The following is a 20346-nucleotide window of genomic DNA, read 5'->3' on the forward strand; positions in this document are numbered from 1 at the left end:
GACCCCTTGCATCGTCTGCTTGCTGCACTCCTGTTTTTGTTTGCTTTACCCTGTCTATCCGCTCAGGAAACCATCAACAACGCCTCGCTGAGCGGGCGCGTTACCGACACCTCCGGGGCCGTCGTGCGCCATGCCAGCGTCACCGCCCGCGAGATCGAAACCAACACCTCCGCCACCACGACCAGCGATGCGGCGGGGCGCTTTCGCTTCCCTTACCTGCGCGTGGGACGGTACGAGGTCGTCGTGCAGGAGGCTGGTTTCTCCGATGCAAAACGCACGCTGAACCTGACCATCGGCGCGGCCTTTGAGCTGCCGGTAGAGCTGACCGTGGGGAGCGCGACGCAGGCCGTCAACGTCGATGCCGAAGGCCCGCTGCTCGAAGCCGACCGCAGCCAGGTGGCGGGGACAATCTCGCAGACCGAGGTGGCGAACCTGCCCTTCAACGGGCGCAACTTTCTCGACCTGGCACTGCTGGTGCCGGGGGTATCACCGACCAACACGGCGGCCAACCAGCTCTTTGCCGAGACCTCGGCGGTGGGCGGGCAGGGCATCTCGGTGAGCAGCCAGAGGAACTTCTCCAACAGCTTCATCGTCGATGGGCTTTCGGCCAACGACGATGCGGCCGGGCTGGTCCAAACCTCGTTCGGGCTGGACGTGATCCGCGAGATGCAGGTGGTGACCAGCGGCGGGCAGGCCGAGTTCGGGCGGGCGCTGGGCGGGTACATCAACTTCGTCTCGAAGAGCGGCACCAACGCGCTGCACGGCGATGCCTACGGCTACCTGCGCAACCAGCGGCTGAACGCGGCTAATGCACTCTCGGGCACCAACCTGCCGTTGACGCAGGCGCAGTACGGCGCGTCGCTGGGCGGGCCAATCGTCAAGGATCGTACGTTCTACTTCGGCAACTTCGAGCAGCGGCAGTTGAACCAGAACGGCGTCATCACAATCACGGCAGCCAATGCGGATGCGATCAACACGGCGCTGAAGTCTGCTGGATATCCGGGGCAAAGCCTTGCCATCAGCAGCGCCACGCCGACGACGCTCTATCCCAACCCGGTTCGGTCGAGTAACTTCTTCGCCAAGCTGGACCACAAGGTGAACGACCGCGATCAACTGAGCGTGCGCTACAGCCTGTACCACGTCAGCAGCACCAACTCGCGCGGCGCGGGCGGGATCAACTACACCAGCGCCGCCGCGGGGCTTGAGGATCTCGACCAGACCGTGGCCGTGAGCAACATCGACATGCTGACGCCGCGCACGGTGAACGAGACGCGCGGGCAGTTCACCAACAGCAACCTGCGCGCTCCGGTGAACGATCCGGTGGGACCGGCGGTGAGCATCTCCGGCGTGGCCGCGTTCGGCACGCTCTCCGGCTCGCCGACGGCGCGGTACGACCGGCTGTACGAGGTGGTCGACAACCTCTCGCACCAGGCCGGGGCGCACGCGCTGCGCGTGGGCGCGGACTTCCTCTTCAACGATCTGACGATCACGTATCCGCAGTCGATTCGCGGCAGCTATGCGTTCTCCTCGCTGGCCAACTTCCAGAAAGGGACGTACAGCACCTTCACGCAGTCGTTCGGCAACTACGTGGTGCCGCAGACGAATCCGAACATCGGCTTCTACGCGCAGGACGAGTGGAAGGTCAGCTCGGCGCTGACGCTGAACGTGGGCGTGCGCTACGATCTTCAGTTCCTGAAGAGCCTTTACATGGACAGCAACAACGTCTCGCCGCGTGTGGGCTTCGCGTGGTCGCCGTTCAGGAAGAGCGGCACCGTGGTGCGCGGCAGCTATGGGCTGTTCTACGACCGCATCCCGCTGCGTGCGCTCTCCAATGCTCTTGAGAGCGACGGCAATACGACGGCGATCAACAGTAACACCTTCACCACCATTGCGCTCTCCTATGGGCAAGCAGGCGCACCCGCGTTCCCCAACATCGACACGGGTTATACCGCAACGACGATCCCCGCCAACGTGCGCCTGAGCCTGAGCACGATGGACCCGCACATGCAAAATGCGTTCTCGCAGCAAGTGAGCCTCGAGGTCGATCAGCAGATGACTCCGACGAGCAACCTTGCAATCAGCTACCAGCACCTGCGCGGCGAGCACCTGCTCATCTCCGTCAACCTGAACACGCCGACCTGCTATGCGTCCGTCGATCCGATCAACCTGTGCAGGCCGAACGCCGCGTATGCGAACAACAAGCAGTACCAGTCGGCGGCGGACTCCTACTACGACGCGCTCTCGGTCTCGTACGTGCAGAGGCCGGTGCGCTGGGGCAGCTATCGCGTCTCGTATACGTGGTCGAAGGCGATTGATAACGTCAGCGAGTTCTTCTTCAGCTCGCCGGTAAACAACTACAACCTGCGCGAGGACCGCTCGCTCTCGGACGACGACCAGCGCAATCGCGTGGTCTTCGACGCGACCGTGCATACGTCGATGGAGCACGCGACAAACGTGGCCCAGAGGCTGCTGTATGGGTTTCAGCTCGGAGGGATATTGCAGTACTACTCGCCGCTGCCGTTCAACGTGACGACCGGCGGCAACAGTCTCCAGACGACGGCGCTGCGGCCCTGTCTGCCGGGGTTTGTGCTGACACCCACCGCCGCCAACTCCTGCGCCAACGCGCTGCCCGGAACCATGATCGGACGCAACGCCGGTGTGGGTTTCGACAGCTTCACCATGAGCGCGCGGCTGAGCCGGACGTTTCCTTTGGGCGAACGATTCAGGCTACAAGGAATCGCCGAAGCCTTCAATGCGTTGAACCATCGCAACGATCAGGTGCCGAATGGAACCTTCGGGACGGGGGCTTATCCATCTGCTCCTGTGTCTACGTATCGTCAGGCAACGGCAGTGGGTGATCCGCGTAACGTGCAGCTTGCTTTGCGGTTGAGCTTCTAGCAACAGCAAAAGCGCCCTCACGCCGGGCGGGCGGCACTTCGTGCGGTACTGGACGCTGCGCGTATTTCTTGCCTATGCATGAAGCCCATGTCTCAACTCTGAGACATGGGCTTCATGCACAACTCACAACACTTACCTACTCGCCAGCGCGTCGCACCGGCGTAGACTTCAACCGCCGATTGATCGCAGGCTCGGAGTTCGGAGCCTTCTTGTTGCGGCGCTTCTTGCTCGTCTTACCCTTCGCCGGAGCCGCCTCAATCACAGCGCGCATCCAGTAGTTCCCCTCAGCATCCAGCTCGATGCCGTGCACCTCGCGCTCGAAGCCGGGGAAGCGCTTGCCGAACTCCTCCATCGCCAGGATGAGCCGGATCACCGGGCTATCCGGGCCGCCCAGGCGCTCGCCAGGCATCGACATCGGAATCCCCGGCGGATACGGCACCAACATTACCGCGGCAATGCGGCCCGCCATCTCGCGGAACGGAATCTTCTCCGTCTCGTGCTTCAGCAGCTTCTGGTAGGTCTGGAAGGGCGTGAGCACGGGATCGAAGTCCTCATCGCAAGCCTCATTCACAAGACCGGCGAGGTTGAGCTTCATCATCGCCTCGTGCATCTCGTCCGAAAGCTCCTTCAGCGTGGTGTTGCGATAACGCTGCGGATACTTGGTGACCAGCTCGGGCAGAGCCTCTTCGAGCGATGCCTCGCCGTCGTAGAGCCGCTTGAACTCGAAGAGATTCTCGAGCAGGCTGCCCCACTTGCCCTTCGACGTGCCGACCGAGAAGAGCACCAGCACGGTGTAGTCGCCGGTGCGGGCGATCTCGACGCGGCGGCCGTCGAGGAACTCCGTCAAGATCGCCGCGGGGATGCCCCAGTTGCCGACCACGCCCTGCGCGTTGACGCCGGGGGTGAGGATCGTCACCTTGGTCGGGTCGAGCATACAGTAGGAGTCGGCGATGTCCTCGTCCTGATAGCCGTGCCACTCCTCGCCGGGCTTCAGGGTCCAGCAGCAGGAGTTGGTGGCGAGCAGGCTGTCGGGAGCCTCTTCAAAGACGAAGGTTTCTTCTGTAATAGGATCGGTTACAATCTCCGGCTGGTAGAGCCGGAAGAACCATCCGTCGCCGTTCGACTGCACGGCGCGCAAGCGGTGCGCGATGGAACTCATCGCTTTGCGGAAGCTGATGGCGTCCTGAATGGTCTCGTTCATCAGCGTCGGCCCGGCAGGCTCGTCCATCATGGCGGCAGCGACGTCGAGGCTCGCGATGAGCGGATAGAACGGCGAGGTGGTGCCGCGCATCATGAACGCCTCGTTGAACTGGTCGAAGTCCATCGGTGCGCGCTCGGAGAGCTTGACGTGAATCATCGAACCCATCGAGAAGGCCGCGAGCATCTTGTGCGTGGACTGCACGGCGAAGATGGCGGGGCGGTCTTCCATGTCATCGGGCACGTCCATGGCGAAGCGGCCCTTGTAGATCTGGTGGAACTTGGCGTAGGCGTACCAGGCCTCGTCGAAGTGGATGCGCGGCACCGACTTCGAAAGCTCCTCGACGACGCGGTTCACGTCGTAGCAGAGGCCGTCGTACGTGGAGTTGGTGACGACCGCGTAGGTGGGGATCTTCGACGCGGCCCCGGCGGTAAAGGGGCTCTTGTCGATGAGGCCCTTCACGAACTCGGGGCTGAAGCGCTTGAGCGGCACCAGGCCGATCATGCCGTAGCCGTTGCGTGTGGGCTTGAAGTACACGGGGCGCGCGCCGGTGACGGTAAGCGCGTGGCAGATCGACTTGTGGCAGTTGGCATCTGCCAGCACGATGTCGTCCTGCGCGATGACGCCCTGGCCTACGATCTGATTGGAGTTGGAGGAACCACTCAGAACATAAAACGTCCAGTCCGCGCCGAAGATGCGGGCGGCGTTGCGCTCGCTCTCGCCCGGAGGCCCCAGGTGGTCGAGCCACGAGCCGAGCGGAGCGGTGGAGATGCCGAGGTCGGAGCGGAGGAGATTTTCTCCGAAGAACTTGTGGAACTCGGTGCCGACCGGGTGCTTCAGGAAGGCGACGCCGCCCATGTGGCCGGGCGCGTCCCACGAGTAGGCGCCCTGATCGGTGTACTTCTTCAGCTCGCGGAAGTAGGGCGGCAGCAATTGTTCGTGATAACGCTCGACGGCGAAGTCGACGCGGTTGGCGATGAAGGCCGGGGTGTCGCCGAAGAGGTGGATGTACTCGTGGACCTGGCGGACGACCTCGAGCGGCAGCTCGGAGACCAGGGTGCGGTCGGCGATGAGGAAGATCGGGATCTTCTTGTTGCGGCGGCGCACGGCGCGCAGTATCTGCAGCGCGGCGCGCTCGTCGAACTGGTTGTCGCCTTCGAGGTCCCAGTCGAGCAGGATCGCGGAGTGCGAGGGGTCGGAGGTAACGAGCGAGAGTCCATCCTCTGGAGTGGAGGTGCGGACGACCTCGTAGCCCTCTTCTTTGATGGCATCGACCAGCCGCTCCATGGCGCGGTCGGAGACGGAGTCCGTGCCGCCAACTTCACTCGCAATCAACAGTACCCAACGACCTTCGTTCATCACACCTCACTAGCAATCAGCAAACCACAATGTTAAATGGAAATAGTGAATGGCGTATGGACGCGGTGTTGGCCGGAAATGAGAAATTCTCATTCCCGACCAACGAGAGGGCACTTCGTGCCGTTCTCGGGGCGGTATAGGGAAACAATCTTCTGAGGGCCTCCCGCTGGTCGGCAGCGAGAATTTTTCTTTCCGACCAACGGGAGGACAATGCGAAGCCGAGAACCGCACGAAGTGCCGCCAGCCCGGCGTGAGGGCGCTTTTAATGTCTTAAATACCCAGCTCTGCGCGAATAGCTCCCGCGATGGTGTCAGCGTGGTGCCTCATCTGCTGCTCGTCCTCGGCCTCGATCATCACGCGAGCCAGCGCCTCCGTACCGCTGTAGCGGATAACGACACGGCCGCACCCGGCGAGGGCCTCGTCCGCCGATGCAATCGCCGAAGCGACAGACGGAATCGTGTCCAGCGGCTTTTTTTCGCGAACTTTTACGTTGACGATCACCTGCGGAAAGACCTTCAGGTCGGCGGTCAACTCGGCCAGCGAGCGGCCCGAGCGGTGGATGATATCGAGCAGCAGCAGCGCGGTCAGCAGGCCGTCGCCCGTGGTCGAGCGGCCCGAGAAGATGATGTGGCCGGACTGCTCGCCGCCTAAGCTCGCGCCTGTCGCCAGCATCTGCTCGAGGACGTATTTGTCGCCCACCGGCGCGCGCAGCATCTTGATGCCGGAGCGCACCAGCGCGGCCTCGAGGCCCATGTTCGACATGGTCGTCGCAACCACGGTGTCGTTCGCCAGCAGGCCGCGCGCTTGCAGGTCGCGGGCGGCGAGCAGCAGGACGGCATCGCCGTTGACCACGCGACCGTGCTCATCGGAGAAGAGAGCGCGGTCGGCGTCGCCGTCGAAGGTGATGCCCAGCCCCGCCTTGCGGTAGACGACCTCCGCCGCGACAACCTCCGGGTGCAGCGCGCCGCACTCTTCGTTGATGTTGCGCCCGTCGGGGCTGGAGTGCGTGATGAAGACCGTGCCGCCGAGGTCGGCGAAGAGCTGCGGCGCAACCGAGCTGGCGGCCCCGTTGGCGCAGTCGATCACGATGGTCTGGTTGTCGAGCGAGAGGCCGGGCACGGCGGAGAGCAGGAAGCGCGTGTACTCGGCTCGGTCGGCCTCGTTGACCAGCGGCGCGGAGGCGGCGACGGGCGCGGCGGTGTGGGCCGCGAGCTGGCGGAAGATCTCGTCCTCGATGGCCAGCTCGGTGGCGTCGGGCAGCTTGTAGCCGTCGGGGCCGAAGAGCTTGATGCCGTTGTCCTGCCAGGGATTGTGCGAGGCCGAGATGACGATACCCGCCGCGAAGCCGTGGACGTGCGTCAGGTGCGCGATGGCGGGGGTGGTGATGACTCCGGCGTTCTCAACCGCAGCGCCGCCGGTGACGAGGCCAGCCGTGAGCGTGGCCGCGATTTCTTCGGAGGACTCGCGCGTGTCCATGCCGAGGATGACCTTCGGCTTGTCGTTCGTGGCCTTGAGCGTTTGGGCGAGGGCAAGGCCGACGGCGTGGACGGTGGTGCGGTCGAGCGGCGGGTGGCCCGCGACAGCGCGGATGCCGTCGGTGCCGAAGAGCTTCTTCATTGGTTCTCCGTAGCTGGGATTTCGGTTGCTTGAATTTGGGTGACTTGGGCGCGCACGCTGCCCCTGGCGAGGCGGGCGCGGATCTGTTGCGCGGGTGCGGTGTCGGCAGCATCGCGCAGGATGCTGCCGTCCTCCGCGTACACGATGGCATAGCCGCGCTGGAGCACCGAGAGCGGCGAGAGAGCGGACAGACGGGCCGTGGCCGTCGCGAGCTGTACGCGGCGGCTGCGCGGAAGCTCGGTGGCGAGACGGTTCAGCCGCTCGCTGACCACTTGCAGGCGGTGCGTGGCGGCGGCTAGACGCACCGTGGGATCGTGGCGGCGCAGACGGGCTTCGAGCGTCGCCAGTCGAACCGTGTGGCTACGAACCATACGGTCGGACGAGGCCATGAGGCGGAAGCGCAGCTCATCGACGCGCTGCTCACGGCGACCGATGGAGTCGCGCAGGCGGCGGAGCACCTGGTCGGCGGAGAGCCGCGCCAGCCGCTGTCGGGCCGACATAAGCTGGTACTGTCCCGCGCGGTGGACGCGCCGCTCGAGCGAGATGACGCGCTCTTCGATGCGGTGCTGAGCCGCCGTAATCAGCTCGGCGGCTGCGGAGGGCGTGGGAGCGCGCAGGTCGGCGACGAAGTCCGAGATGGTGGTGTCGGTCTCGTGCCCGATGGCCGAGACCACCGGCAGCTCAGACGCCGCGATGGTGCGGGCGAGCGCCTCATCGTTGAACCCTGCGAGGTCTTCCATGGAGCCGCCGCCACGGGCGATCAGGATGAGATCCACACGCTCGGGATGCTGGTTGAACCAGCTCACCCCGGCGGCCACGGTGCGGGCGCAATTCGTCCCTTGCATGATGGCTGGGTAGACCAGCAGGTTGAGCCGGGAGTGGCGGCGGCGCACCACGTTGACGATGTCGCGGATGACCGCGCCGGAGGGCGAGGTGACGATGCCGATGCACTTCGGGAACGCGGGCAGCGGGCGCTTGGGCCGGTCGAAGAGCCCTTCGGCGAGCAGGCGCGCGCGCAGTTCCTCGAAGGCGCGCTGCAAGGCTCCGGTTCCCTGCTCTTCGACCGTCTCGGCGATGAGCTGAAGCTGGCCGCGCGACTCGTACAGCGCGATGCGGCCACGGACCTTGACCGCCTGCCCGTCTTTGATGCGGAAGCGCAAGAGCTGTGCCTGGCGGCGGAAGAGCACGATGGGAAGCTGCGCCTCGCCGTCCTTGAGCGTGAAGTAGACGTGGCCGGAGGCGGCGGGGCGGCAGTTGGAGACCTCGCCTTCGACCGAGATGAGGCCATGGAAGCCCTCTTCCAGATGACGGCGCACGCTGGCGATCAGCTCGCGGACGGTGTAGGTCAGGGGTGACGACTCCCTGACGATGGGGACAGGTTCCGGATCGGGCGCGGCGGCCTCTGTGGGTGGCGACGCGGCCTCCACGGGCGCAGGAGGGGGCGGCGCGGCGGGCGCAACCCTTCGCGGCGCTGCCGACCGCTTTCTGCCCTTGGCAGGAAAGAGATCGGCGAAGAGCAGGTTTTGATCGTCACCGGCCATCCGGTTGAGTCTACAACCTTACGCGGTGGCAAGCATGATGGTGACCTCGCGCAGCAGCTCCACCGGCTGGCATGGCTTGGTCAGAATATTGACCGGTTGCTGAAGCGTACCGGCGCGCTCGTGAACCCCCGTAAGGCGGTTATAAAACCCCGTGAGCACCAGGATGGGACAGCCCGGCAGCTCGCGGCCGATGTCGCTCATTAGCTCCAGCCCGTCGCGGGAGGGCATGTCGATATCGCAGAGCAGCAGGTGCGGGGTGAACTCGCGGGCGATCTCGAGCGCCGTATCGGCCGAGTACGCTGTCCGCACCTCGAAGCCGTTCTTACGGAAGATGTCCGTAAGTGTATCGGCCACAAGAGTTTCATCATCCACAACCAAGAGTCGGCGCATGGGGAGGCTCCAATGGTGCGCCCTGTTCGGACTTCCACTGATGCCAAAATACCGCCTGTAGTTGCCCATGTCGAGTAAATAGTGCTTCGCACCGTTCCTGGGGGCACTTCGTACTGTTCTCGGGGCGTCATGGGGAAGTGATTTTCTGAGGGCCTTCCGCTGGTCGGCAGCGAACATTGTTTATTCCCGACCGACAGGAGGGCCATGGGTGATGATTTGCCCACGCGACCCCGAGAACGGTACGAAGTACTTTGCGGTTACAGTTAGCTTATGCATCCGATCATCCTGATCGCGGGGGCGCTGGTTGCGCTGGGAGTGGGGCTGGATGCCTTCCAGACCGTCATCCTGCCGCGCCGCCCCTCCGGCCGCCTGCTGAGAATCACGCAGATCTTCTACCTGCTGACCTGGACGCCGTGGGTGTGCGTGGCCGAGTGGGTCCGGAGCCGCAAGCTGCGGGAGCAGATCTACAGCATCTTCGGGCCGGTCTCGCTGCTGCTGCTGCTGGGCCTGTGGGCGCTGCTGCTGGTCGTCGCCTTCGGGATGATCTACTTCGGGCTGGGCACGCCCTTCCACGACACGCTGACGCTGGGCCACGGGCAGATCGACCGGCTCGGCACCGCCTTTTACGTCAGCGGCACCACCCTGTTCACGCTGGGCCTGGGAGACGTGATTCCGACCAGCCGGCTGGCGCGGATGCTGGTCGCGATGGAGGCCGGGACGGGGCTGGGGTTTGTGGCGCTGGTCATCGGATACGTCCCCATCCTCTACCAGACGTTCTCGCACCGGGAGGTCAGCGTGGCTCTGCTGGACGTACGGGCGGGATCGCCCCCGACCGCCACCGAGCTACTGCGACGGCACAGCTTCGAGGGCGGCGATCAGGCGCTGATCCAGCTACTGGCCGAGTGGGAGCGGTGGTCAGCCGAAATACTGGAGACGCACGTCTCTTACCCGCTGCTCGCCTACTACCGTTCGCAGCACGACAACCAGAGCTGGCTGACGGCGTTGGTGGCAGTGCTCGACACCTGCGCGCTGCTCATCACCACAATCGACGGCCCCTCGGTTCGGCAGGCGCAATTGACCTTCGCCACTGCTCGGCACGCCGTCGTCGACCTGGGTCATGTCTTTCATATTGAAGGGCTTGGCACTCGTGTGAGCGAAGCTCCCGACCGGCTGCCGAAGGAGACGTTCTATCAACTGTGCGACTCGCTGGGCCAGATGGAGGTGCAGTTGTGCGGCGATCCCGAGGCGATGAAGCGGCTGACCGCGATCCGCAAGCTCTACGAACCGCACGCCTTCGCGCTGGCCGAGTACCTGAAGATGCCGCTGCCGTTGTGGGTGGCGGAGCCGAAGAAGACTGATCAGTGGAAGACGGTGGCCGATCTACGGATGACGCGCGAGGCGGTGCTCCGGGGATCGAGCCATGTAAGCGCACAATCGACCTCAGCAGCCCACCTACACGAAGAAGAAGACTTCTAGGGCACTTCGGCACTTCGTGCGGTTCTCGGGGGAGCATGGGCGGGATGATCTTCTGAGGGCCTTCCGTTGGTCGGCAGCGAGCATTTTTGATCCCGATCCACGCGAAGCAATCAAAGGCGTGTGAACGCCCGCCCTCCGCGTAGGAGGCCCGTCCGGCAGGACAGTCTTTCTTCTTTTAGGCTTTCACCGGGGCAAATACCGGGACGGCACGGCCATCTGCTTCAATCTCCCCCTCAGCCGTTCGCAGCCGGTAGAGGAAGCCGAGGGCCAGTAAGAGAAGAGCGCAGTGCACTGCATCGGCCTGCGGCACGATGATGTGCGCAGCATCGAGGATGCGCTGCAGATACCAGCTATTGATCAGTATCAGCAGAATGATCTGCGCCGAGAGATGATGCCGAAGCCGCAAGGCATAGCAGAACGGAAGCAGCAGAACGCCCGCGTCGTAGCTGTGATGCTTGAAGAGGCAGAAGCTCATGGTCGCCATAAGCGCCATCTGCCACTGCACAGAGCTGCCGGGATTCCGCTTGATTGCGCAGTAGAGTACCGCAAGGCAGATGAAGAACGCCACGGCAAACGTGATCGGGGTCAGGAATGGCTTTGGAGTCTGGAAGAGGCGTAACACCTTCTCCAGAACGTCCATCAGGTTGGCAGCTCCGCCGGATACGGTATAGCCCGTCTGCGACACCTGGAGAGGCTCCAGGATGAGCTTCACAATCTCGTGCGGATCGCGTCCGCCGGTGAGCCAGAGCCAGACCGCGAGGGTTGCCGCAATCGACGGAATGGCGCTCATGAGAACTGCGCGCACGCCTCCGCGGAGCAGCAAGTAGAGAAAGACCGGGGGAGCAAAGTTGAATTTGAAGTAAGACAGACCGGCTCCCGCCGCGCGGGCGTCGGTCAGGCGCGGAGACAGAAGAGTCACACAGAGGATAAGCAGGACGAGCAAGCCTTGCTGCCCGTTGCCAAAGCTGTTGCGGACCGGGGTCGCCATCAGAAACAGGCAGACGATTGCCACGATGCTTGGACCGCGCATCCCGTAAAAACGGGCGGCGAGTACTCCGCTGATAGTCGCGAAGAAGAAGTTGCAGATCATCCACGCGATCTTGGCGGGCAATATGGGAAGAAGGCCGATCGGCGCAAGCAGCACGTAGAGGATGGGGGTGTAGTTCGGCACCTGGGTCATCAGGACGAGGTGCTCGGGATCGCCCTGCAGATACTCGGCCCAGGGATCGTGATGCGCGAGCAGAATCCGGTCTCCGCTCCACTGAAAGTCCTGGCTCCGGTGGACGGCGTTCCATGCTCCCTGGGCGGTGGAGATCGTCGCAAGAATCAAGAGCAAGCCCAGAATGATACGGTGGCTTGTCCGCATGGGAGCCCCTTCGATGCGTTCGATCGGAAACATGACACGACGATACCATGACGCACTATGAGAAAACGTTTATGGCGGATGGAACGACTTACGCCGACTTTGCGGCTCCGGCGGCCCGCCTTGAGCAGTTAGCGCAGTTTTAAACGAACCGGCCCCTTGGCTTTGGAGACGCTGACGACGGCTCCGTGCTGCACCAGAACGATGCTGCCCTGGGTGGCGAGGCGGCGGGCGGCGGCGCGGGCTGGCTCCAACAGACCCTCCCAGTCGCGGCGGGTGTCTTTGCCGCCGACCAGCTTGGCGGCATCGTTGGAAGAGATGGTCTTGTCGCGGCCGCTCTCCTGCAACAACTCGAGGATTGCGGCTTCGAGAGCGGCGTCGGCCTCGCCGGGCTGGTAGCCGCGGCAGGCGTCACTGCAATACTTGATGACGTCCCAGTCGCGCTCCCACGACTTACGCCACACAAAGAAGCGGCCGCAGGTCTTGCAGAGCTTGTCCTTGTGGGGTGTTTCTTTTTCTGTTTTTCTCTTCGGATCGGGCATAAATATATTGTCCTGCCGAACGGGTCCGCTAAGCGCGAAGCGGGCGGCACTTCGTGCGGTTCTCGGCTTCGCGTGGCCTCCGTTGGTCGGGATTGAGCTGCTCGTTGCCGACCAGCGGGAGGCCCTCAGAAGCCCGCTCCCCCATACCTCCCCGAGAACGGTACGAAGTACACTTGAATTCTTATGCAAACCTTCGCAAGCGTGCAGGACCAGCTAGACCTCATCACCAAAGGCGCAGCCGAGATCATCCCCCTCGACGCCCTGAAAGAACGCATCGAGCAGTCCATCGCCAGCGGCAAGCCCATGCGCATCAAGGCCGGGTTCGACCCCACCGCGCCCGACCTGCACCTCGGCCACACCGTCCTGATCCGCAAGCTGCGGCACTTCCAGCAGCTCGGCCACACCGTCATCTTCCTCATCGGCGATTCGACCGCGCTCATCGGCGATCCGACCGGCAAGTCGGCCACGCGCAAGCAGCTCTCGCAGGAGGAGATCGACAAAAACGCCGAGACCTACAAGGAGCAGGTCTTCAAGATCCTCGACCCCGTGAAGACCGAGGTGCGCTACAACTCGGAGTGGCTGGCGAAGCTGGGGTTTGCCGATATGATCCGGCTGGCCGCGAAGGCGACCGTCTCCCAGATGCTGGAGCGCGAAGACTTCCACAAACGCTTCAACGAGGAAGAGCCGATCTCCGTCCACGAGCTGCTGTACCCGCTGGCGCAGGGGTACGACTCGGTGGCGCTGGAGTGTGACGTCGAACTCGGCGGTACGGACCAGAAGTTCAACCTGCTGATGGGACGCCGCCTGCAACGCGACGCCGGGCAGCCGCCCCAGATCGTGCTGATGACCCCGATCATCGAGGGTCTGGACGGCGTGCAGAAGATGTCGAAGTCGCTGGGCAACGCGATTGGCGTGAGCGAACCGCCGTTCGAGATGTTCACCAAGCTGATGACGATTCCCGACGGGCTCATCGGCCGCTACTACACGCTGCTGACCGATGTGCTGCCGGGAGCGATCGCCGCGATCGAGGAGGAGATGGCGGCGGGCAAACTGCACCCCATGCAGGCCAAGCGCGACCTCGCCCGAATGATTACGGCGGACTTTTCTTCTCAGGAAGCGGCCGTGCGCGCGGAGGAGAACTGGAGCAAGCAGTTCCAGCAGGGCGGCGTGAGCGAGGATCTGGACGAGGTGGCGATTGAGCTGGCCGCCATCGCCGGGACCGAGGCCGGGACGGTGCGGGTGGCCAAGCTGCTGGTAGCTCTGGGGCTGGCCGCCAGCAACGGCGAGGCTAATCGCAAACTGGCCGAGGGTGCGGTGAAGATCGAAGGGGTGGTCGTGAAGGAGCAGGCTGTACCTGCGGCGGCCACGCTGACGGTGCGACTGGGCAAGAAGGCCAAGCGGGCGTTGATATCGATGTAAGGCTCGTTGGTCGTAAACAGACTTTTGTTTCCGACCAACGGGAGGACCACGCGAAGCAGTAAAAAGGCGTGCAAACGCCCGCCCCGCGCAGGAGGCCCGTCCGGCAGGACAGTCTTTGTAGCTTTTGAAGAAAGCATACCTCGGGGGCTAAAGCCCACTTCTATGGTTGATTTGAATGTCCGGGCTAAAGCCCGGACCTGCCTCAGAAGCAAAAGCAAAAACAACGGCAAAGACAGAAGCAGATTCCTCCGCTTCGCTCCTGAATGACAACCAAGAAAACAAGCAACAGCAACAACGCCCTCACGCCGGGGCACTTCGTGCGGTCTTGGACGCCCGCGTGTAGATTTTGGCTTACTTTTGCCGCTCCCACGCATCCTAAAGGACATGAAAGTCTTCCTCTCCCAGAGGGTACTTCTCCTGTCGGGTCTACTGCTGTTGCCCCTGGCCGCGCAGGAGACGCCGGATGCGAAGGCGATCATCGCCCGAGCCGTCCAGACCGAGCTCGACGCCAACCATAACGACCACACCGCCTTTGCCTATCGCGACCACGATGTGACGCCCGAGCACGACACCGTTTATCAGGTGGTCGAGACGCCGAAGGGCACGTTGCGCCGTAAGATCCTCGACCACGGGCAGCCCTTGCCCCCTGAGCAGCAGCACGTGGAGGATCTGCGCATCCACGCTTTTGTCCACGACACCTCGTTGCAGCAGCGTGAGGCGAAGGACGATGTGCATGACCAGGAGCAGGCCGAGAACCTGCTGCGGCTGCTGCCCACGGCCTTCCTATGGACCGTAAGGAGCGAGACGCCCACGCAGGTGACGCTGGACTTCAAGCCCGATCCGGAGTTTCATGCGCCGTCGATGGAGGCAAAGGTGCTCTCGGCGATGGAGGGAGAGGTGGTGGTGGCGAAGCCTTCGCACCGGATCGAGCACCTGAAAGGGACGCTGGCCAACGATGTGAAGCTGGGGTACGGGCTGCTGGGGAGGATGAAGGCTGGCGGCACGTTCACGGTCGAGCGGCGGGAGGTATCTCCGGGGCACTGGCAGATTACCGGCTCGCATGTGCATATCGTCGGGCGGGCGCTGCTGTTCAAGACGATTGGCCAGCAGGAGGATGAGACCAAGACGGACTTCAAGGTGTCGCCGGCGGAGACGCTCGAAAAGGCAGCCGACGTATTGAAGGAGACCCCCTAGTCGTTTTCGCGCGAAGCGTCGAGAACGGTACGAAGTACTGCATTTGCGGATGACGGGATTTGCTGTCATCCTGAGCCTGAGTAGATCGGATCTCTTTCGATGGCGAAGCAAGGGCCGTACCCACACAGTGACCGGGATCTGATCCGGATGATCGAACGCTCGGCCGGGCACAGGGCCGGGTACAAACAACTGATCCGCGAGCTGGGGCTGGGCGGCGGGCGCGAGCGCAGGCTGCTGCTCGAGCAGCTGGCGCGCATCACCGTGCGGGGCGAGCTGGTCAAGATCGACGACGACCAGTGGGCGCTGCCGCGGGCCACTCCGGATAAGACCGCGAGAGTTTCGCGCGCGCCGGGGATGCCGGTGGAGCACAAGGCCACGCGCGAGGGCCTGGTGGCCGGACGGCTGGACCTGCACCGCGACGGCTTCGGCTTTGTAAGGCCGAACGGCAGCAGCAGCCGCGCGGAAGACATCTTCATCCCGCCGAACGAGCTGAACGGAGCCATGCAGGGCGACGAAGTGCTGGTGGACGAGGCTCCGCTCGACCGCGAGGGACGCCGCTCCGGGCGCATCGCACGGGTGCTCAATCGGCGTAATCCTACCGTGGTGGGGATCTTCCACTACGCGCGTCCGCAGGGTAGGCGCGGCACCAGCGGCTACGACACCGGGCTGCTGACGGGCAACTACATTACCCCGCTCGACGAGCGCATGACGCAGCCGATCCTGATCCCCGACGGACCGGGCGGCGTGGTGCTGCTGCCTGCCGAGAACCCGCACCGGGTGCTGGGCGAAGAGGCTCTGAAGCAGCTTGGTGAGCGCACTGGAGATTCTTCAGGGAACAAGCTGGACCCGCTCGAAGGTTTGGCCGTCGATGTCGAGATCACCGACTTCCCCGGCGTGAACCGTCCGGCCAAGGGGCGGATCATCGAGGTGCTGGGGCACCCGGACGACTTCGGCGTGGACGTCGAGATCATCATCCGCAAACACCACCTGCCGTATACGTTTCCCGACAACGTGCTCGCCGAAGCGACGGCCTCAGCCAGCCAGACCGTGGCCACGCTGACCGACGAGGAGGTGGCGCGGCGGCACGACTTCCGTGGGCTGCCCATCGTCACCATCGACGGCGAGACCGCGCGCGACTTCGACGACGCCGTGCTGGTGCGGCAGCTTCCCAACGGCAATTGGCAGTTGCAAGTCCACATCGCCGACGTGAGCCACTACGTGCGCCCCGGTACGGCGCTCGACCTCGAGGCCCGCCTGCGCGCCACCAGCGTCTACTTCCCCGACCGCGCCGTGCCCATGCTGCCGCCGCAGCTTTCGTCGGGCATGTGTTCTCTACGGCCCGATGAGGACCGGCTGGTCCTGAGCTGTATCGCCGAGATCGACGCGGCGGGTGAGGTCGCCGAGTTCGAGCTGTGCGAGGGCATTATCCGCTCGGCGCGGCGCATGACCTACACGCAGGTACAGAAGATCCTCGACGGCGACGCCGAGACCCGCGCCGCCTTCATCGAGCTGGTGCCCGCCTTCGAGCAGATGTACGAGCTGGCGCTGAAGCTGAACCGCAAGCGCCATCGCCGCGGCTCCATCGACTTCGACCTGCCCGAGCCGGTGATCCGGTTCGACCCGCAGGGCAACATGGCGGCGATCACGCGGTCGGAGCGCGGCTGGTCGAACCGGCTCATCGAGGAGTTCATGCTGACGGCCAACGAGTGCGTGGCGCACTGGCTGGAGCTGCGCGGGCCGTCGATCTACCGCATCCACGAGATGCCCGACCCCAAGCGGATCATCGACTTCGAGGAGACGGCCAGCGGCTTCGGCTACTCGCTCGGCTTCTCGACGCTGCCAGTCAAGCGGATGACCATGAAGTCCGATCGGCGCAGCTCCCGCGCCGGGGCGGAGCGGCACGGAGGCCGCGCCCGCCAGGTGCAGACGCACGATGTTCCCGAGGAGATTCCGGTGACGCCGCAGATGTACCAGCGGCTGACGGCGAAGATCGCGGGCACGCCCGAGGAGCGCATCCTCGCCTACCTGATGCTGCGTTCGCTGAAGCAGGCGCGCTACAGCGAGAAGAACGAAGGCCACTTCGCGCTGGCCAGCCCGAGCTATACGCACTTCACCAGCCCCATCCGGCGCTATCCGGACCTGATCGTGCACCGGCTGCTGCGCGCCGCGCTCGAGGCCGGAGTAAGCCCGATGGGCGGGCCGATTCTTTCGAGCGATCCGCAGCCGTGGGCGGCGCGCAAGGCGGGCAAGCACGCGGAGAGGCCCGCGCCGACGGGCGAGCCGCTGCCGAACTGGCTGCCCCCGCAGGAGCTTCAGGATATCGCCGCCGAGTCCTCCCAGGCCGAGCGCCGCGCCGACGACGCCGAGCGCGAGCTGATGGAGTGGAAGAAGATCAAGTTCATGCAGGACCGCGTGGGCGAAGACTTCCAGGCCACCGTGCTCTCGTGCACCAAGTACGGATTCTTCGTGGAGCTGGACGAGCTGTTTATCGAGGGCCTCGTGCCCATCGCCACGCTGGGTTCTCGCGGGCGCTTCGGCGACGACGAACGCTACAGCTTCCGCGACACCGACCGCACTATCGTCGGCGACTTCTCCGGGCGCGTCTTCAAGATCGGCCAGCGAGTGCATGTGCTGCTCGACCGCATCGACCGGCAGCAGAAGCGGTTGCAGTTTGCGCTGGTACCGGGCGAGGAACCGCAGGGCGAGTCTCCGAAGAGCCTGCGCAAGCCCAAAACGGCGCGGGTCGAGAACCACTCCAGCCCGACGCGGACGGGCAAGCCGGGCAAGACCAAGTCGAAGACGCGGGCGCGGGTGAAGAAGGCCAAGGGCAAGCGGCGTTAGCGGCAGGATTTACAATCGAATCTCAGGAGATTTAACACATGGCGCACATGGTTTTCTGCAGCAAGTACAAGGCCGAGCTGGAGGGTCTGGACGAGCCGCCGTTCGACTCCGACTTCGGTCAGAAGATCTACAAGAACGTCTCGAAGAAGGCCTGGGGCGAGTGGGTGGAGCGGCAGAAGATGCTGCTGAACGAGTATCGCCTGCAGCCCTGGACGCGCGAGGCGCAGGAGTTTCTGGTCGAGCAGATGAACGGATTTTTCTTTGGCGAAGGCGAGGGTGGCTCGCTTCCCAAGGAGTACGTAGCCCCTACCCACTAAGGCACTTCAACGGGATTATCCGCACCAGCGGGAGGACCGCGCGAAGCTTTAAAAAGGCGTGCAAACGCCCGCCCCGCGCGTAGCAGGCCCGTCCGGCAGGACAAAAGCAAAAGCGCCCTCACGCCGGGCGGGCGGCACTTCGTGCGGTTCTCGACGCTTCGCGTGAAAACTTTTCAATCTATGTCGCAAAAGAAGAGGGCTGGCGAAGTTCGCCAGCCCTCTTGATGTTTTTGATTTACCGGTGTCCGCCGCCGCCATGACCACCACCGCCATGGAACCCGCCGCCGCCACCACCGTGGAAGCCGCCACCACCGCCGCCATGGAAGCCACCGCCACCAGCGAAACCACGTCCGCCACCAGCGTAGCCGCCGCGATATCCGCCACCGTAACCACCGCGGTAGCCTACTCCGCCACGGTATCCATAGCCACCACGATAGCCGTAGCCGCCGCGCCATCCATAACCACCGCGCCAGCCGTAGCCGCCGCGATACCAGGGGCCGGCGCCGATGAAGAGGCCGCCGACGAAGTAGTTCGGGCCATAGTAGCCGTAGGGCGCGCAGGCGTAGGGGTAATAGCCGTAGTAGCCATACTCACAGGCGGGCGCGGCGTAGGGATAGTCATAAGCCGGGCCGCCGATGCCGACGCCGACCGCCACCTGGGCATGAGCCGTGGTTGCCGGAACAAGGAAGATCGCGAAGATGCTGAGTAACGCTAGATAACGAAAGACTTTCATAAGCCCTCCTGCGGGGCGAAACCGGCGTTCAAGCTCGGCTTAGTTCGGATCCAGGGTCTTGGTCTGCATCCTTGTTTATTAGAACCGCGATTCGTGGAGAAAGTTGCGCAGATTGCGGAGATGTGATCCGCAGAAGGGCTAAAACTGTACGCCAGAACGGTACCATAGACAGATGGCCTTGCGAATCGAGCGGATGAAGTACGGCGGGGCCGGTGTGGGAGTCGATGCCACGGGTGCGGAGACGGACGTGCCCTTTACCCTGCCGGGAGAGTTGGTGGATCTGGCGGTTACTGATTCTGTGCAGGTTGTCGAAGCCTCCGCGCAGCGTGTCGAACCGGAGTGCCGCCACTTCGGCAGTTGTGGAGGCTGTCAGTACCAGCACGCCAGCTATCCCGCCCAGGTCGAGATCAAGTCCGGAATCCTGCGGGAGATTCTCTCCCAGGCAGGTGCGGGGCCGGTTCCGGAGATAGAACTTCGCACCGGCGAGCCGTGGGGATACCGGAATCGCGTGCGGATGCGGGTGCAGGCGCTGGATGGGCAACTCCGCGTCGGGCACAGCCGCCGGTCGTCGAACGAGTTTCTACCTATAGAAGAGTGCCCCATCGCCGCCCCGGTACTGTGGCGGGCAGCGGAGGCATTGATACAACTGGCCGCCGAGGACGCCGTTGTACGCCGTTGGCTGGAGCATGTGGCCGAGGTGGAGTTTTTCTGCTCCGCCGACCAGGCGCGGGTGCAGATGGCACTCTTCCTGCGGGATGCGGATGTGGCTCGGAATGAGCCGTTTACGGTCTTCTGCGAGAAGGTGAAGGCTCTGCTGCCGGAGATGGTCGGGGCCAACGCCGAGATCGACCCGGAGCTGAGCCGACGCGCCCGCAGGAGCTGGCCGGGAGCAACGTGGGGAGCAGCAGGGCTGGTCTACGAGGCCGCCGGAGCCAAGTATTGGGTGAGCCGTGGAGCGTTCTTCCAGGTGAACCGCTTTCTGGTCGACGAGATGGTGGCTCTGGCGACGGCGGGGCGGAGCGGCCAGTTGGCGTGGGATCTCTTTGCCGGAGTGGGTTTGTTTTCGCGGGGGCTGGCCGGGGGCTTTGCCGAGGTGGTGGCCGTGGAGGGCAACCCGGTGGCCGCTGGGGACCTGGCGAAGCTGGCGAAGAATGTGAAGGCGGTCGAGGGCGCGACGGTCGATTTTCTGCGCCGGGCAGTGCTGGAGCGGGAACGGCCGGAGTTGATCGTGATGGACCCGCCACGCGCCGGGGCCGGGGCCGAAGGGTGCGGGCTGCTGGGGCGGATCGGCGCTCCGGCGCTGGTTTACGTCTCCTGCGACCCGGTGACGCTGGGGCGGGATCTTGCGGTGCTGGCGCGGGCGGGATACGGGATGGAGCGGGTGTGGATGGTGGATATGTTTCCCCAGACCTTCCATCTGGAGACGGTGGTCTGGCTGCGCAAGGACGCGGCTTAGTC

The 20346-nt window shown here is 64.2% G+C and carries 14 protein-coding genes; 7 read left to right on the forward strand and 7 right to left on the reverse strand.

The window, feature by feature from the left end; all coding sequences use genetic code 11:
* Positions 1 to 6 precede the first annotated feature (6 nt).
* Positions 7 to 2898, forward strand: a complete 2892-nt coding sequence (locus FTO74_RS18185) for a TonB-dependent receptor (protein WP_255462377.1) — start codon at positions 7 to 9, stop codon at positions 2896 to 2898.
* A 136-nt stretch (positions 2899 to 3034) separates the two neighbouring features.
* Here the strand turns inward: FTO74_RS18185 and FTO74_RS18190 are convergent, their stop codons facing one another.
* From FTO74_RS18190 to FTO74_RS18205, 4 genes are all read right to left on the reverse strand, one after another.
* The gene (locus FTO74_RS18190) at positions 3035 to 5455 is read right to left on the reverse strand and encodes an Orn/Lys/Arg decarboxylase N-terminal domain-containing protein (protein WP_162539409.1); all 2421 of its coding nucleotides are present in this window, start codon (positions 5453 to 5455) and stop codon (positions 3035 to 3037) included.
* A gap of 270 nt (positions 5456 to 5725) precedes the next feature.
* A complete protein-coding gene (gene glmM / locus FTO74_RS18195) occupies positions 5726 to 7072 on the reverse strand; it encodes a phosphoglucosamine mutase (protein ID WP_162539410.1) in 1347 nt (448 codons plus the stop codon).
* A complete protein-coding gene (xseA, locus tag FTO74_RS18200; RefSeq protein ID WP_181955714.1) occupies positions 7069 to 8613 on the reverse strand; it encodes an exodeoxyribonuclease VII large subunit in 1545 nt (514 codons plus the stop codon). Before xseA ends, glmM begins: the two co-directional genes overlap by 4 nt.
* An 18-nt stretch (positions 8614 to 8631) precedes the next feature.
* Positions 8632 to 9003, reverse strand: coding sequence for a response regulator (locus tag FTO74_RS18205; protein WP_162539411.1), 372 nt, complete (start codon positions 9001 to 9003; stop codon positions 8632 to 8634).
* 270 nt (positions 9004 to 9273) lie between these two features.
* On the opposite strand from FTO74_RS18205, the gene FTO74_RS18210 reads away from it, so the two are divergent.
* The gene (locus FTO74_RS18210) at positions 9274 to 10479 is read left to right on the forward strand and encodes a potassium channel family protein (RefSeq protein WP_162539412.1); all 1206 of its coding nucleotides are present in this window, start codon (positions 9274 to 9276) and stop codon (positions 10477 to 10479) included.
* Between the two features lie 175 nt (positions 10480 to 10654).
* Here the strand turns inward: FTO74_RS18210 and FTO74_RS18215 are convergent, their stop codons facing one another.
* Both FTO74_RS18215 and FTO74_RS18220 read right to left on the reverse strand, forming a co-directional pair.
* The gene (locus FTO74_RS18215; protein ID WP_162539413.1) at positions 10655 to 11815 is read right to left on the reverse strand and encodes a glycosyltransferase family 87 protein; all 1161 of its coding nucleotides are present in this window, start codon (positions 11813 to 11815) and stop codon (positions 10655 to 10657) included.
* 158 nt (positions 11816 to 11973) lie between these two features.
* A complete protein-coding gene (locus FTO74_RS18220) occupies positions 11974 to 12384 on the reverse strand; it encodes a DUF2256 and DUF3253 domain-containing protein (RefSeq protein ID WP_162539414.1) in 411 nt (136 codons plus the stop codon).
* 183 nt (positions 12385 to 12567) lie between these two features.
* Here FTO74_RS18220 and tyrS point away from each other — a divergent pair, with 183 nt between their 5' ends.
* The 4 genes from tyrS to FTO74_RS18240 all read left to right on the forward strand — a co-directional run bounded on the left by tyrS (position 12568) and on the right by FTO74_RS18240 (position 18155).
* Positions 12568 to 13803 carry a tyrosine--tRNA ligase gene (gene tyrS, locus FTO74_RS18225; protein ID WP_162539415.1) on the forward strand — a complete coding sequence of 412 codons (1236 nt, stop codon included), beginning with the start codon at positions 12568 to 12570 and terminating at the stop codon, positions 13801 to 13803.
* A 384-nt stretch (positions 13804 to 14187) separates the two neighbouring features.
* The gene (locus tag FTO74_RS18230) at positions 14188 to 14997 is read left to right on the forward strand and encodes a hypothetical protein (protein WP_162539416.1); all 810 of its coding nucleotides are present in this window, start codon (positions 14188 to 14190) and stop codon (positions 14995 to 14997) included.
* Positions 14998 to 15144: 147 nt separating this feature from the next.
* A complete protein-coding gene (locus FTO74_RS18235) occupies positions 15145 to 17838 on the forward strand; it encodes an RNB domain-containing ribonuclease (RefSeq protein ID WP_162539417.1) in 2694 nt (897 codons plus the stop codon).
* 38 nt (positions 17839 to 17876) lie between these two features.
* A complete protein-coding gene (locus tag FTO74_RS18240; protein ID WP_162539418.1) occupies positions 17877 to 18155 on the forward strand; it encodes an oxidative damage protection protein in 279 nt (92 codons plus the stop codon).
* Between the two features lie 235 nt (positions 18156 to 18390).
* Here the strand turns inward: FTO74_RS18240 and FTO74_RS18245 are convergent, their stop codons facing one another.
* A complete protein-coding gene (locus tag FTO74_RS18245; protein WP_162539419.1) occupies positions 18391 to 18888 on the reverse strand; it encodes a hypothetical protein in 498 nt (165 codons plus the stop codon).
* Positions 18889 to 19060: 172 nt separating this feature from the next.
* Here FTO74_RS18245 and rlmD point away from each other — a divergent pair, with 172 nt between their 5' ends.
* Complete coding sequence (gene rlmD, locus FTO74_RS18250; protein ID WP_162539420.1) at positions 19061 to 20344, forward strand: 23S rRNA (uracil(1939)-C(5))-methyltransferase RlmD; 1284 nt, start codon at positions 19061 to 19063, stop codon at positions 20342 to 20344.
* Positions 20345 to 20346 lie beyond the last annotated feature (2 nt).

The organism is Granulicella sp. WH15 (genome assembly GCF_009914315.1).
GTDB lineage: Bacteria > Acidobacteriota > Terriglobia > Terriglobales > Acidobacteriaceae > Edaphobacter.

Coding starts and splice junctions, on each gene's coding strand:
- xseA (WP_181955714.1), bottom strand. CDS start 8,613: ATGGCCGGTGACGATCAAAACCTGCTCTTCGCCGATCTCTTTCCTGCC.
- FTO74_RS18210 (WP_162539412.1), top strand. CDS start 9,274: ATGCATCCGATCATCCTGATCGCGGGGGCGCTGGTTGCGCTGGGAGTG.
- FTO74_RS18240 (WP_162539418.1), top strand. CDS start 17,877: ATGGCGCACATGGTTTTCTGCAGCAAGTACAAGGCCGAGCTGGAGGGT.
- tyrS (WP_162539415.1), top strand. CDS start 12,568: ATGCAAACCTTCGCAAGCGTGCAGGACCAGCTAGACCTCATCACCAAA.
- FTO74_RS18220 (WP_162539414.1), bottom strand. CDS start 12,384: ATGCCCGATCCGAAGAGAAAAACAGAAAAAGAAACACCCCACAAGGAC.
- glmM (WP_162539410.1), bottom strand. CDS start 7,072: ATGAAGAAGCTCTTCGGCACCGACGGCATCCGCGCTGTCGCGGGCCAC.
- FTO74_RS18205 (WP_162539411.1), bottom strand. CDS start 9,003: ATGCGCCGACTCTTGGTTGTGGATGATGAAACTCTTGTGGCCGATACA.
- FTO74_RS18235 (WP_162539417.1), top strand. CDS start 15,145: ATGATCGAACGCTCGGCCGGGCACAGGGCCGGGTACAAACAACTGATC.
- FTO74_RS18245 (WP_162539419.1), bottom strand. CDS start 18,888: ATGAAAGTCTTTCGTTATCTAGCGTTACTCAGCATCTTCGCGATCTTC.
- rlmD (WP_162539420.1), top strand. CDS start 19,061: ATGGCCTTGCGAATCGAGCGGATGAAGTACGGCGGGGCCGGTGTGGGA.
- FTO74_RS18190 (WP_162539409.1), bottom strand. CDS start 5,455: ATGAACGAAGGTCGTTGGGTACTGTTGATTGCGAGTGAAGTTGGCGGC.
- FTO74_RS18230 (WP_162539416.1), top strand. CDS start 14,188: ATGAAAGTCTTCCTCTCCCAGAGGGTACTTCTCCTGTCGGGTCTACTG.